Origin of the sequence: Inquilinus limosus DSM 16000 (genome assembly GCF_000423185.1) — a bacterium.
GTDB classification, from domain to species: Bacteria; Pseudomonadota; Alphaproteobacteria; order DSM-16000; family Inquilinaceae; genus Inquilinus; species Inquilinus limosus.
The window spans coordinates 89,956-103,184 of the sequence record NZ_AUHM01000022.1 but is presented as its reverse complement, the minus strand read 5'-3'; the positions used below and the strand labels follow the sequence as shown (position 1 = coordinate 103,184).

The 13,229-nt window shown below is 69.1% G+C and carries 9 protein-coding genes; 6 read left to right on the top strand and 3 right to left on the bottom strand.

What is annotated here, in order from left to right:
* The first annotated feature begins 2 nt into the window (after nt 1-2).
* Nucleotides 3-1,682: a DNA repair protein RecN gene (gene recN / locus G537_RS0119670; protein ID WP_026871585.1), complete on the top strand. Its 1,680-nt coding sequence runs from the start codon at nt 3-5 to the stop codon at nt 1,680-1,682.
* Nucleotides 1,683-1,791: 109 nt separating this feature from the next.
* Nucleotides 1,792-3,924, top strand: a complete 2,133-nt coding sequence (ligA, locus tag G537_RS0119665; protein WP_026871584.1) for an NAD-dependent DNA ligase LigA — start codon at nt 1,792-1,794, stop codon at nt 3,922-3,924.
* A 72-nt stretch (nt 3,925-3,996) separates the two neighbouring features.
* On the opposite strand, the gene G537_RS42175 is transcribed toward ligA, so the two are convergent.
* Complete coding sequence (locus tag G537_RS42175; protein ID WP_155888679.1) at nt 3,997-6,639, bottom strand: M10 family metallopeptidase C-terminal domain-containing protein; 2,643 nt, start codon at nt 6,637-6,639, stop codon at nt 3,997-3,999.
* 537 nt (nt 6,640-7,176) lie between these two features.
* Between G537_RS42175 and G537_RS0119655 the strand changes: the two genes are divergently transcribed.
* A complete protein-coding gene (locus G537_RS0119655) occupies nt 7,177-7,668 on the top strand; it encodes a hypothetical protein (protein ID WP_155888678.1) in 492 nt (163 codons plus the stop codon).
* Nucleotides 7,669-7,671: 3 nt separating this feature from the next.
* Here the strand turns inward: G537_RS0119655 and dinB are convergent, their stop codons facing one another.
* Nucleotides 7,672-8,913 (bottom strand): DNA polymerase IV, encoded by a 1,242-nt coding sequence (gene dinB / locus G537_RS0119650; RefSeq protein ID WP_034852328.1) that lies wholly within the window; start codon nt 8,911-8,913, stop codon nt 7,672-7,674.
* A gap of 152 nt (nt 8,914-9,065) precedes the next feature.
* On the opposite strand from dinB, the gene G537_RS0119645 reads away from it, so the two are divergent.
* On the top strand, nt 9,066-9,674 hold the full coding sequence (locus tag G537_RS0119645; protein ID WP_026871581.1) for a hypothetical protein: 609 nt from the start codon (nt 9,066-9,068) through the stop codon (nt 9,672-9,674).
* Nucleotides 9,675-9,850: 176 nt separating this feature from the next.
* On the opposite strand, the gene G537_RS0119640 is transcribed toward G537_RS0119645, so the two are convergent.
* Complete coding sequence (locus G537_RS0119640) at nt 9,851-10,576, bottom strand: GntR family transcriptional regulator (RefSeq protein ID WP_026871580.1); 726 nt, start codon at nt 10,574-10,576, stop codon at nt 9,851-9,853.
* Between the two features lie 244 nt (nt 10,577-10,820).
* Here G537_RS0119640 and G537_RS0119635 point away from each other — a divergent pair, with 244 nt between their 5' ends.
* Complete coding sequence (locus G537_RS0119635; protein WP_026871579.1) at nt 10,821-11,846, top strand: ABC transporter ATP-binding protein; 1,026 nt, start codon at nt 10,821-10,823, stop codon at nt 11,844-11,846.
* 11 nt (nt 11,847-11,857) lie between these two features.
* Nucleotides 11,858-13,153: an ABC transporter substrate-binding protein gene (locus tag G537_RS0119630; RefSeq protein ID WP_026871578.1), complete on the top strand. Its 1,296-nt coding sequence runs from the start codon at nt 11,858-11,860 to the stop codon at nt 13,151-13,153.
* Nucleotides 13,154-13,229 lie beyond the last annotated feature (76 nt).

Genomic DNA, 13,229 nt, shown 5'->3' with positions numbered 1-13,229 from the left:
CCATGCTGGCCGGACTTTCGATCAGGAATGTGGTTCTGATCGAACAGCTCTCGCTCGGCTTCGCCGAAGGCCTGTCGGCGCTGACCGGCGAGACCGGGGCCGGCAAGTCGATCCTGCTCGACGCGCTCGGCCTCGCCCTCGGCGGCCGCAGCGACGCCGGGCTGGTGCGGCACGGCGCCGACGCCGCTACGGTCAGCGCCGAGTTCCTGCTGCCCGACGGCCACCCGGTCAAGGCGCTGCTGGCCGAGCAGGATCTGCCGGTCGACGACGCGCTGGTGCTGCGCCGCAGCGTCGGCGCCGACGGGCGCAGCCGCGCCTTCGTCAACGACCAGCCGGTGTCGATCGGCCTGCTGCGCCAGATTGGCGCCGGGCTGGTCGAGGTGCACGGCCAGTTCGAGACCCAGGGGCTGCTCGACCCGAAGACCCATCGCGAGGTGCTGGACGCCTATGCCGGGGCCGAGGCCCTGGCTGCCGCCTGTGCCGCCGCCTGGGACGCCTGGCGCGGCGCGCTGCGGCGGCAGGAGGAGGCGCTGGCCGAGGCCGAGCGCGCCCAGGCGGAGGAGGGCTTCCTGCGCCATTCGGTCGAGGAGATGGAGGCGCTGGCGCCGGAGCCGGGCGAGGAGGCGCAGCTGGCTGAGCGCCGCGCCCTGCTGCAGCATCGCGAGAAGGTGATGGAGGGCGTCGCCGCCGCCCTGACCGAGCTGTCCGGCGACCGCGGCGCCGAACGGGCGCTGGTGGCCGCGCAGCGGGCGCTGCAGCGCATCGCCGACCGCGCCGCCGGCCGGCTCGACCCGGTTCTCGATCAGCTCGGCCGCGCCCTGGACGAGGCGGCGGAGGCCACGGCGGCGATCGAGCGCTTCTCCGCCGACATCGATCTCGACGCCGGTGAGCTGGAACGGCTCGAGGACCGGCTCTATGCGCTGCGGTCGCTGGCGCGCAAGCACGGGGTGGAGACCGACGCGCTGCCCGATCTGCGCCGGCAGTTCGCCGAGCGGCTGGCGCTGGTCGAGGACCGGGCCGCGGTGCTGCAGCGGCTGGCCGCGGCCGCCGCCGAGACGCGCGCCGCCTATGTCCGGGCCGGCGAGGCGCTGTCCGAGGCCCGCCGCAAGGCGGCGGCGAAGCTGGATGCGGGGGTGAAGGCGGAGCTGCCGCCGCTGAAGATGGAGCGCGCCCGCTTCGTCACCCAGGTCGAGCGGCTGCCGGAATCGGAATGGGGGCCGGCCGGGCTCGACCGCATCACCTTCCTGGTTGCCGCCAATCCGGGCAGCCCGCCCGGGCCGATCGGCAAGATCGCCTCGGGCGGTGAGCTGGCCCGCTTCATGCTGGCGCTCAAGGTGGTGCTGCTGCACCGGCGCGGCGCGCCGGGCACCCTGCCGTCGATGGTCTTCGACGAGGTCGATGCCGGCATCGGCGGCGCCGTGGCCGATGCGGTGGGCGAGCGGCTGAAGCGCCTCGGGCAGCAGGTGCAGGTGCTGGTGGTGACCCACAGCCCGCAGGTGGCGGCCCGCGCCGACCATCACTGGCAGGTGCGCAAGGCTGCGCGCGGTGGCGCCGCCGTCACCCAGGTGGCGGCGCTGTCGCCGGAGGAGCGGCGGGAGGAGATCGCCCGGATGCTGTCCGGGGCCAAGATCACGGCGGAGGCGCGCGCGGCGGCCGACAGCTTGCTGGCCGCCCGGTCCTGATCGGATCTCTCGCGTGAACCGGGCCGCAACCATTAGGATTCTGCTGTGAGTCGGCGAGGGGGGGCTGCCATGCGGCCTGCCGGACGGGCCGATGCGCGAGGAGGCGTCGATGAGCGATCAGGATCTGCGCAGCCGGCCGGTGGACGCGCTGACGCCGGAGGAGGCGGCGGAGGAGCTGAAGGCGCTGGCCGCCGAGATCGCGGCGCATGACATCGCCTACCACCAGAAGGATGCGCCGACGATCTCGGACGCGGAGTACGACGCGCTGCGCCGGCGCAACGCCGAGTTGGAAGCGCTGTATCCGGAGCTGATCCGGCCGGACAGCCCCTCGGCCCGGGTCGGGGCGGCGCCGGCGGGCGGTTTCCGCAAGATCCGCCACGCGATTCCGATGCTGTCGCTCGGCAACGCCTTCACGCCGGAGGACGTGCACGATTTCCTGAGCTCGATCCGTTCCTTCATCAAGGAGCTGCGCGACGATCCCGAGCGCCCGGTCGCGATCATGGCGGAGCCGAAGATCGACGGCCTGTCCTGCTCGCTGCGCTACGAGAAGGGGCGCTTCGTCCAGGCCGCGACCCGCGGCGACGGCAGCGAGGGCGAGGACGTCACCGCCAATGTCAGGACGATCAAGGACGTGCCGCAGCGGCTGAACGGCGATGCGCCGGACGTGCTGGAGATCCGCGGCGAGGTCTATATGGAGCGCAGCGACTTCGCCGCGCTGAACGCCCGCCGGGCCGAGGCGGGCGAGCCGATCTTCGCCAATCCGCGCAACTCCGCCGCCGGCAGCCTGCGCCAGCTCGACCCCGCCATCACCGCGTCGCGGCCGCTGCGCTTCTTCGGCTATTCCTGGGGCGAGGTGTCGGCGCCGCTGGGCAAGACCCTCGACGAGATCCGCCGGCGCCTCGCCGGCTGGGGCTTCCGCCTGAACGAGCCGGCGCGGCTGTGCCACACGGCCGAGGAGCTGCTGGCCTATTACGACGAGATCGCGGCGCTGCGGGCGGAGCTGCCCTTCGACATCGACGGCGTGGTCTACAAGGTCGACCGGCTGGACTGGCAGGACCGGCTCGGCTTCGTCAGCCGGGCGCCGCGCTGGGCCACGGCGCACAAGTTCCCGGCCGAGCAGGCGCAGACCGTGCTGAAGGCGATCGACATCCAGGTCGGCCGCACCGGATCGCTGACGCCGGTGGCGCGGCTGGAGCCGATCACGGTCGGCGGCGTCGTCGTCTCCAACGCCACGCTGCACAACGAGGACGAGATCCGGCGCAAGGATGTGCGCATCGGCGACACGGTGGTGGTGCAGCGCGCCGGCGACGTGATCCCGCAGATCGTGCGGGTGATCCTGGAGCGGCGGCCGGAAGGGGCGGAGGAATACGTCTTCCCCGATCACTGCCCGGAATGCGGCAGCCTGGCGGTGCGGGAGGAGGGCGGCGCGATCCGCCGCTGCACCGGCGGCCTGATCTGCCCGGCCCAGGCGGTGGAGCGGCTGCGCCATTTCGTGTCGCGCAACGCCTTCGACATCGAAGGTCTCGGCGACAAGCACATCCGCGCCTTTTACGCCGACGGTCTGATCAAGACGCCGGGCGACATCTTCCGGCTGGCGGAGCGCGACAAGACCAGCCTGACGCCGCTGCGCAACCGCGAGGGCTGGGGGGCGAAGAGCGCGCAGAAGCTGTTCGAGGCGATCGAGACCCGGCGGACCATCCCGCTCGACCGCTTCATCTACGCCCTCGGCATCCGCCAGGTGGGCGAGGCGACGGCCAAGCTGCTGTCACGGCACTACGGCAGCTTCGCCAACTGGCGCGCGGCGATGGAGGCGGCGCAGGACCGCGACAGCGAGGCCTATCGCGACCTGACCGCGATCGACCAGATCGGCCCGTCGGTGGCCGACGACCTGCTGGCCTTCTTCGCCGAGGAGCACAACCGCACGGTGATCGAGGATCTGGGGGCGCAGCTCACGGTCGAGGATTTCGCGCGGCCGCGCGCCGTCGCCAGCGCCGTGGCCGGCAAGACCGTGGTGTTCACCGGCACGCTGGAGACGATGACGCGGCCGGAGGCGAAGGCGCGGGCGGAATTCCTCGGCGCCAAGGTCGCCGGCTCGGTCTCCAGCAAGACGGACTATGTCGTGGTCGGCGCCGATGCCGGCTCCAAGGCCGCCAAGGCGCGTGAGCTCGGCGTCGCCACGCTGACCGAGCAGGAATGGATCGACCTGATCGGCGGGGCGGGGGCAGAAGGGAAGGGCGAATGAGAACGAGGCCTGAGGAAGACCTGCCCCAGGCCTCGTGAGTTACGGACTATCCTTGGACTTCCTCAGCCCGGCTCACAGCACGAAATCGGCCGCCACGAGGGCGATCGAGCCGGTGAGCTGGATGTGGAAGTCGGACACCTTGTCGCCGTTGACGTCGCCGGCGACGGTGGTGACGCCGCCGCTCACGGCATAGCGCAGCTGGCCGGCGACGCCGGTATAGGCCGCGGTGCCGATGAAGCTGAAGGCCTGATTGCCGGCGACGCCGATGTTGGCGTCGATCGCGCTCAGGTCGATGCGGTCGGCCTGGGCATGGCTGAAATCGGTGATCCGGTCGGCATTGACGCCCACCACGCTGTCGCTGAGGGCGGCGAAGCGGAAGCGGTCTGCTCCAGCCCCGCCTTGCAGCGTGTCCTTGCCGCCTGCGCCGACGAGGACGTCGTTGCCGTTCCAGCCCTGCAGCGTGTTGACGCCGGCATTCCCGGCCAGGCTGTCACTGCCCTGGCTGCCGGAGAGGTTCTCGATCCCGGCCAGTGCGTCGCCTGCGGCGTCGCCGCCGCTGCCCACGCCGGTGGCGAGGTTGACCGTGATTCCGACCGAGCTGTCGTAGTAGCTGACCGTGTCGGTGCCGGTGCCGCCATTGAGCGTGTCGGCCCCCGCCCCGCCGCGGAGCACGTCGTTGCCGGCCCCTCCCAGCAGGGTATCGTTGCCGCCGAGCCCGGAACCGGTGTCGTTGCCGGCGCCGAGATCAAGGAGGTTGTTCTCGCCGGAGCCGGTGATCTGGTCGTTCTCGTCGGTGCCGATGGCGTTCTCGACGCTCGACAGCCAGATCTCGCCCGATCCGGAGCCCAGGATGTAGAAGATGCCGTCCTGCAGGTTGATGTAGGCGGAGAAGCCGCTGAAGATCACGGTCGAGGTGTCGAAGGTATCGATACCGGCGCCGCCGAAGAAGGCCTCGCCGGGGCCGCCGGTCCATCCGGTCTCGATGTAGAAGCGGTCGTTGCCCGCGTCGCCGTAGATCTGGTCCAGCCCCGAGCCGGCCGTCAGCGTGTCGTTGCCGTCGCCGCCCCGGATGAAGTCGGCACCGCCGCCGCCGTTGACGACGTCGTTGCCGGCGCCGCCTTGCAGGTTGTCGTCGCCGTTGTTGCCGAAGAACGTGTTGCTGGTGCCGTCGCCGATGATGGTATCGGCGAAGTTCGAGCCGTTGACGTTCTCGACTCCTGTGACGGTGTACGGCCCGGGGTGAGGGGTCGTGAAGTTGTAGCCACCCGTGGCGAGGTTGACGTTCAGCCCGAAGGACGTGACGTTGCTGAAGTCGAGCAGGTCGATCCCCGCGCCCCCGGTGACGTTGTCGGCGAACTGGCCGAGACGCACGACGAAGGTGTCGTCGCCGTCGCCGCCATTGACCGTGTCGACATCGAAGCCGCCCTCGATCCAGTCGTTGCCGGCCCCGCCGTTGATGACGTCGTTGCCCCAGTCGCCATAAAGGGTGTCGTTGCCGGCATTGCCGTTCAGCGTGTTGTTGGCGACATTGCCCTGGATGGTGTCGTTGCCGCTGCCGCCATTGGCGTTCTCGATCAGCGACCGGGCATCCCCGTTGAATTGCAGGGCGTTGAAGATGTTGCCCCGGGCATAGCCGCCATTCGGTCCGCCGCCGAGATAGGCGAGCTGGGCCGACGAGAAGACGGAGTGGCCGCCGGGCGTCAGGTCCAGGATCAGGTTGGTGGTGTAGTTCGACAGGTCGTAGGTGTCGATGCCGCCGCCGTCCCAGATCGTCGCGAAGATGCGGTTGCCGCCCGGGTCGATGGCGATGCTGCCGTTGACGAAGGTCTCGCCGGTGGTCGGGCTCCAGCTGTAGACCGTGTTGCCGCTGTTGGTGCTGAAATCCGCCCCGTACATGTATTGCAGGGCGGCGATGTCCAGCATCATGAAGGTCTGGGGCGCGCCCCATGTCTCGTAATTGTAGCCGCTCGCGTCGTCGCCGATGAAGGTGCGGTACGTCATCACCGAATATTCGAGCGAATCGCGGTCGGCCGGCAACGCCCCGTAGACGCTGGTCTCGTGACCGTGCTTCAGGCCCAGCGCATGGCCGAGCTCATGGATCACGGTGTGCCAGTCGTAGTTGCCGGCGGTCGGCAGGTCGCCGCTGGGGCCGAAGAAGGCGTCGCCGCCGTAGACCGCGTTGGCCGGGTAATAGGCATAGGCCGTTCCCGGATCGTCGGTGTTGGCGAGGCGGATCGTGCCGGTCCCCAGCCCGGAGCCGGCATAGGTGATGTCAAGATTGCTGAAGCCCTCGACCGAGAAACCGAAAGCCCCGGAGGGCTGCGTGTAGATCGCTGCGTTGAGCGCGAAGTGGACGGCGATCATCTGCTGCGCCGTCAATTGCGAGAAATTGGTGAACGCCTCGGGATGCCCGGCCTGGTAGTCGGAGACGGCATCCGGATCGCTGTAGGTGATGAAGCCGTCCGCCCAGCGGACGCCGCTCAGCAGCCCGTCGATCTGCTGGTTGCCGGAGGCGGCGACCGCCGCGGTGGTGTCGCCCGAGCCGTTCTCCTCCGGCTTCGGCGCCCCCGACGCGGGCGCGGAGACCACCGCGCCGTCGGACCGGTCGCCGGTTGCGGAGCGAACGCCGCCGCTCGACCTGGACAGGAGCGCGTCCATGCGGGACCCGTCGAAGAAGGTCTGGTGGAACAGGAGATCGTTCGGCGATCTCCGCATCAGCGACCATGCCAATGGATCGTGGAAGAGATCGTTGTCCGAAAACAGCGTGGGGTGTTCGAAAAGATGTGACGATTTCATGTCGGGTCTCCCCTACGTGGTGAAGAACCGCAACCTTTGAGTTAAGATCCGCAACTTGTTGTCAGTTGTTGGGTCGTTCGGACGCAAAAGGTCGCGTCGTCATGTGCAGCAATTCGAGCCAGCACTGATCATGGCATGGGATCTGGTTGCGAATATGTCGCAATCCTGACTTATATAGAGAGAGACGATGTTTTGATCTGATTACATTTCAGAGCATCCCAAAGGAAACGATATTTTCCTACTCTTAGATCATAGTTTTAATTGTTGATAATGTCAATGTGATGTCTGAAGATTTAAAAATGTGGTTAAAAAGTGCCCTATTGTACGACTATATAGAGTAGCCCAATATATAGACTGAAGAGGTATGGCGATGGGTATAGACTTCTGAGAATCGTTATGAGTTGCTTATATGTGAATCGGAAACTTATGCGTTTCTGTTGTCCCGGCGGAGCTCGAATGGCCGGCATCGCGACGGCATGCGCCAGCAGGGGGCGGAAGGCCAGGGGGCGGGGATCCGCCGGCCTCGTATGGCCCCTTCTGCTCGTTGCGTTGCTTCGGGCGGAGGACGTCATCGCCGGTGACGGCGTCCAGCGGATCCGGGAGGAATGGCGGATGTCACAGGCAGAGATGGGGCGACCGCCGGACGAGGAGGCGGTGATCGCCCAGGAATTCCGTGGCGCCGTCGAGGACGGCTCGAGCGCGGCGCTGATCCGCTTCATCGCGCGCCACCCGGAGCACGCCCTGGCGGGGGAGGCGTGGCGCCGTCTGGAGGGCCGGACCGCGCCGGACGAGCGGCCGCTCGCCCATGATCCGGACGCGGCGATCTACGCGGCGTTCGATGCCGCCCGCCGTGTCGGCGCGGCCGAGGCCTATCGCGCTTTCGCCAGGACCTATCCGAACCATCCGCTCGCGGCCGAAGCGGACCGGCGGATCCGCGCCCTCCAGTGACGGTCACAGATCCTTCTCGGCGAGCTCCCGGAACGCGTCGGGGACGGAGCGGGAGGGCCCGAACACGACCGACCCGTAGCCGACCGCCTGCCAGCCGAACCGGTCGCGGATCGCGTCGATGGCGCGGTCGGCCTGCCAGCGCGCCATGCCCTTCCGGGTGCCGGGCCGGCGCCGCTCGTCGGCGAGGCCGAGCGGAAGCTCGAGCTGCAGTTGCGGCCGGTCTTCGAGATGCGAGACCGAGATTCCGAGCAGCGAGATCGTCCTCTCCTCCGGATGCTGCGCCAACACCCCGCGCACCAGCTCCTCGGCGACCTCGGCCAGGGTCGCGGTCGCCGCGATCGGCGCGTCGAGGGTGACCGAGCGGGTGACAGACCGCAGATCGGCGAAGCGGACGCGGACCGTCACCGTCCGGCCGGGGCGGGACTTGGCCCGCAGCCGCGTGGCGACCCGGTCGGCGAGATGGCGCAGGGTCGGCACGAACACCCGTTCCTCGGCGGGCTTCCGGCCGAGCGCGGATTGCGCCCCGGCCGAGCGCGACCGCCGCCGCGTCTCGATTTCCCGCGGATCGCGGTTCCAGGCCAGGGCCGCCAATTTCCCGCCGGCCGCACGGCCGAGCAGCCGTTCCAGCGACCAGCCCGGCATCTCCGCCAGCTGCCCGATCGTGTGCACGCCGCTGTCGGCCAGCCGCGCCCGGGTGACCGGGCCGACACCCCACATCAGCTCGACCGGCAGGTCGTGCAGGAAGGCCAGCTCCGTGTCCGGGGCGACCACCACCAGCCCGTCCGGCTTGGCCACCTGCGACGCGATCTTCGCCAGGTGCTTGGTGCGGGCGACGCCGATCGAGATCGGCAGGCCGAGCTCGTCCCGCACCCGGCGGCGGACCGCCCTCGCGATTTCGGCCGGCGGACCGAACAGATGAGTGCAGCCGGCGACGTCGGCGAAGGCCTCGTCGATGGAGATGCGCTCCACCACCGGCGTGAAGTCGCCGAGCACCTTGATTGCCGCGTCGCCCAGCCGCTGGTAGTCGCGGAAATGGCCGGGAACGAAGACCAGCTGCGGGCACAGCTCGCGCGCCTTCCGCCCCGGCATGCCGCTGCGGACGCCGAAGGCCTTGGCCTCATAGGAGGCGGCCAGCACCACCCCGCCGCCGACCGCGACCGGCCTGCCGCGCAGGGAAGGGTCGAGCAGCTGCTCGACCGAGGCATAGAAGGCGTCCAGATCCGCGTGGAGGATGGTGGCCGTCATCTCCGCCCCGGTCATGTCGCGCACAGGCTCGAACAAAAAGAGAACATTTGCCGGGAATTGTCAAGCCGCCAGCCTGGAGGATGGTGTCCAACCCCTTGCATTCCCGCGAAAACGGCGCACCATTCCGTCATGTGGCCGAGGAGGAGGCTGCGATGGGAAACGCCCATCTGGAGAAGTGGCGGTCCCTGGTCGACGAGTTCCGGGAGAAGGCCCGCCGGCTCGAGCAGGAGGAGAGCGACAATTGCCTGGCGTGCACCGCGGAGGCCAGGGCCAAGGTCGCCGAGGCGCAGCGGTTCATGGAAGGCAGCGGCATCGGCGCGGCGCTGTGCGCGATCGTGTGGGACGTCCGCCGCTTCGCCGCCTGGTCGTGCCACGCCAAGCCGGTTCCGTCGGAATACGCCGATCTCGACCTGGTCACGGATCACATGAAGGATTTCGCCGTCACCTTCGCCTATCGCGGCCGGCACTACGCCATCACCTTCAAGGAGCGGTCGCTGCATCCGGACGAGCACGGGGACAGCCACGGCGAGGCCTATCTGTCGACGGCCGGAGAGACGGTGTTCGGCGTCTCGATGGTGAACAAGGCGGGCGCCGCCTATGACGACTGGCAGCCGACGACGGTCGAGGCCTTCCGTCCGGGCGGCTGGATCGCCGATCTCCTGGAGATGCACAGCGGCCACAGGCGCGCCAGGGCGGCCGCCGAGGCGAGGGCGAGGGGCGAGGTCACCAGCCGTCGGGCCGCGATGATCTCGCTGGAGTGAAAGCGGCTCCATCCCCCTCACCCTCCCGTTGCTGACGCAACGGGCCCCTCCCTCTCCCCGAGGAGAGGGGAGTGTGGGTCGCGACCGCCACACCTCTCCTTGGGGAGAGGTCGAAATCGCGTCAGCGATTTCGGGTGAGGGGGAATACTGGCCGATCCTCTGAACCGGCGCCGCCCCTATCGTCCCCGCAGCACCGCGGCCAGATCGACCGGCCCGGCCTCGGCCGGGCTGAGGTCGAGGTCCTGCTCGATATGGGTCAGATGGGCCAGCATGGCGGCGCCGGCGCGGTCGGGCTCGTGCCGGGCCAGGGCCTGCAGGATCGCCTCATGCTCGGCATGACCGCAGGCCGAAGCGCCGCTGCGGCCGTAGAGCGCGATGACCAGCGAGGCGCGCGACACCAGCTCGCGCAGGAACCGCTCCATCACCCGCTGCCGGGCGATCTCGGCGATGCCGAGATGGAACAGGCCGGAGAGCTGGATGGCGCGCGGCCGGTCGCCCCGGCGCAGCGCCTCCGCCTCCTCGGCCAGGTGCCGCTGCAGCCGCGCGATATCGGCCGGCACGGTGCGCTCGGCGGCACGGCGGGCGATCGTGGCCTCCAGCGTGCGCCGGGCCTCGAACACCTCGCGCGCCTCTTCGACCGAGGGCGCCGCGACGAAGGCGCCGCGGTTCTTCTCGATCACCACCATGTGCTGATGCGCCAGCGCCTGCAGGGCGGAGCGGACGATGGTGCGGCTGACGCCGAAGGCCGAGCCGATCTCGTCTTCCGACAGCTTGGTGCGCGGCGGCAGCCGATGCTCGACGATCGCGTCGAGGATCGAGCGGTAGATGGCGGTCGCCCGCGCGCCGCGGTCGGGGAGGTCGCGGGTTCCGGCCAGGGTGCCGACGGTCTCGATCGTGTCCATTGTTCCGCTCCGGCGACGAGGCGCATCCGCGACTCGTCCCGGCCCACCATCCCACGCAGGCCGGTGCGGCTCAAGATTGTATTCTTGTATGGCAAGGATTGTGCACAATCCTAGGTCTATCTGTATGCATCTGCCCAAAGCTTAGGCGACGATCGATCCGCGATGCGGTGCCCGGGCGGGAGAGTCCCGCCGTCCGGCGCTTGGCACGGCGCTTGCACATTCGCTGTCCCGAAAGGGAGAGCGGATGCGCGGCGCAGATCTCGAACTGGTGAAGGTGACCAAGCGCTACGGCGGCACCACCGCCGTCGACGCGATCGACCTGAGGATCCCGGCCGGCACCTATTGCTGCCTGCTGGGCCCGTCGGGCTGCGGCAAGACCTCGACCCTGCGCATGGTCGCGGGGCACGAGGCGGTGTCGGACGGCGACATCATCCTTGGTGCCGCCAACGTCACCGACCGTCCGCCGGCCCGGCGCGGCACGGCGATGATGTTCCAGTCCTACGCCCTGTTCCCGCATCTCTCGGTCGTCGACAACGTCGCCTTCAGCCTGAAGATGCGCGGCGTGGCGAAGGCGGAGCGCCGGGCCAAGGCGGCGGAGCTGCTGGCCCTGGTCGCGATGGAGACCTATGGCGGGCGGCTGCCGGCGCAGCTGTCGGGCGGGCAGCAGCAGCGCGTGGCGCTGGCCCGGGCGCTGATCACCCAGCCGCAGATCCTGCTGCTGGACGAGCCGCTCTCGGCCCTCGACCCCTTCCTCCGGGTCCGGATGCGGGCGGAGCTGAAGCGGCTGCAGGCGGAGCTCGGCATCAGCTTCATCCATGTCACCCACAGCCAGGAGGAGGCGATGGCTCTGGCCGACCTGGCGGTGGTGATGCAGGGCGGCCGGATCGAGCAGGCCGGCCCGCCGCAGGATCTGTTCGCCCGGCCGGCCACCGAATTCGTCGCCCGCTTCATCGGCGGCCACAACGTCGTGACCCTCGGCGGCCGCCTGGCGACGCTGCGCGCCGACCGGCTGCGGCTCTCGCGGCTGAACGGCTCCGGCCTGCCGCCCGGCCAGGTCGAGGCGGTGGTGCAGGGGGTCGAGTACCAGGGCGCCACCGTCCATGTCGCCTTCGCCTGCGACCTGGCGCCCGACATGCTGGCCTGGCTGCCCGAGGCCGAATTCTTCGCCGACCCGGTGGCGCCGGGCGACCGCGTCGCCGTCGCCTGGGCCGACCGGGACATCCATCCCCTCGACGCCGCGGGGCGCGGCGACCATCGCCCCCAACCCTAAGGAGGCTCACCATGGCGGATACCACGAACACCAAGACCCCGCGCGGCCTCTCCCGCCGCACCCTGCTGAAGACCACGGCGGCGACGGCCGGGGCCCTGGTCGGCAGCCGCGCGATCACCGGCTTTCCGGCGATCATCGCGGCCGAGCCTGTGACGCTGCGCTATCTCGGCACCGCGGTGAACCAGAGCGCCGACATCGCCCGGAAGGCGAAGGAGGACCTCGGCATCACCATCGAATACGTGCCGGTCACGACCGACGAGGTGACCAAGCGCATCGTCACCCAGCCGAACTCCTTCGACCTGGTCGACAGCGAATACTTCTCGCTGAAGAAGCTGCTGCCCTCCGGCAATCTGCAGGGCATGGACGCGAAGCGGATCAAGTATGTCGATCAGATCTCGCCGGTCTTCACCAAGGGCGAGCTGAACGGCAAGAAGATCGGCGACCAGGGCACCGCGCCGAAGAAGGTCTTCTACCTGACCGAGAAGAACGGCAAGGCCTTCGCGACCGAGCCGACCGAATGGATCACCCTGATCCCGACCACCTACAACGCCGACACGCTCGGCATCCGGCCCGACCTGATCGGCCGCCCGGTCGAGAGCTGGAAGGAGCTGCTGAACCCCGAGTTCAAGGGCAAGGCCTCGATCCTGAACATTCCGTCGATCGGCATCATGGACGCGGCGATGGTGGTGGAGGCGATGGGCCTGCACACCTATGCCGACAAGGGCAACATGACGAAGGAGGAGATCGACCTGACCATGAAGGTGCTGACCGAGGCCAAGCAGGCCGGCCAGTTCCGCGCCTTCTGGCAGGATTTCAACGAGAGCGTGAACCTGATGGCCTCGGGCGAGACGGTGATCCAGTCGATGTGGTCGCCGGCCGTGACCAAGGTGCGCTCCATGGGCATCGCCTGCACCTTCCAGCCGCTGAAGGAGGGCTACCGCGCCTGGGCCTCGGGCTTCGGCCTGCCGAAGACACTGAAGGACCGGAAGCTCGACGCCGCCTACGACTTCATCAACTGGTTCCTGTCCGGCTGGGCCGGCGCCTATCTCAACCGCCAGGGCTACTATTCGGCGGTGCTGGAGACGGCCAAGGCCAATATGGAGCCGTACGAGTGGGCCTATTGGATGGAGGGCAAGCCGGCCGAGAAGGACATCAAGGCGCCGGACGGCACGGTGATGGAGAAGGCCGGCGCGGTGCGCGACGGCGGCTCCTACGAACAGCGGATGGGCGGCGTCGCCTGCTGGAACGCGGTGATGGACGAGAACGACTACATGGTCCGCAAGTGGAACGGCTTCATCGCCGCGTGATGACGCCAGGGCTTCGCAACGGGTGCTTTTCCTTGTCCCCCCTCACCTTGCGGGAGGGGGTAGGGGGAGGGGGTTC

Excerpts from the sequence above, each read along its gene's own strand:
- recN (WP_026871585.1), top strand. The coding sequence starts at position 3 with ATGCTGGCCGGACTTTCGATCAGGAATGTGGTTCTGATCGAACAGCTC.
- ligA (WP_026871584.1), top strand. The coding sequence starts at position 1,792 with ATGAGCGATCAGGATCTGCGCAGCCGGCCGGTGGACGCGCTGACGCCG.
- G537_RS42175 (WP_155888679.1), bottom strand. The coding sequence starts at position 6,639 with ATGCGGAGATCGCCGAACGATCTCCTGTTCCACCAGACCTTCTTCGAC.
- G537_RS0119655 (WP_155888678.1), top strand. The coding sequence starts at position 7,177 with ATGGCCGGCATCGCGACGGCATGCGCCAGCAGGGGGCGGAAGGCCAGG.
- dinB (WP_034852328.1), bottom strand. The coding sequence starts at position 8,913 with ATGACGGCCACCATCCTCCACGCGGATCTGGACGCCTTCTATGCCTCG.
- G537_RS0119645 (WP_026871581.1), top strand. The coding sequence starts at position 9,066 with ATGGGAAACGCCCATCTGGAGAAGTGGCGGTCCCTGGTCGACGAGTTC.
- G537_RS0119640 (WP_026871580.1), bottom strand. The coding sequence starts at position 10,576 with ATGGACACGATCGAGACCGTCGGCACCCTGGCCGGAACCCGCGACCTC.
- G537_RS0119635 (WP_026871579.1), top strand. The coding sequence starts at position 10,821 with ATGCGCGGCGCAGATCTCGAACTGGTGAAGGTGACCAAGCGCTACGGC.
- G537_RS0119630 (WP_026871578.1), top strand. The coding sequence starts at position 11,858 with ATGGCGGATACCACGAACACCAAGACCCCGCGCGGCCTCTCCCGCCGC.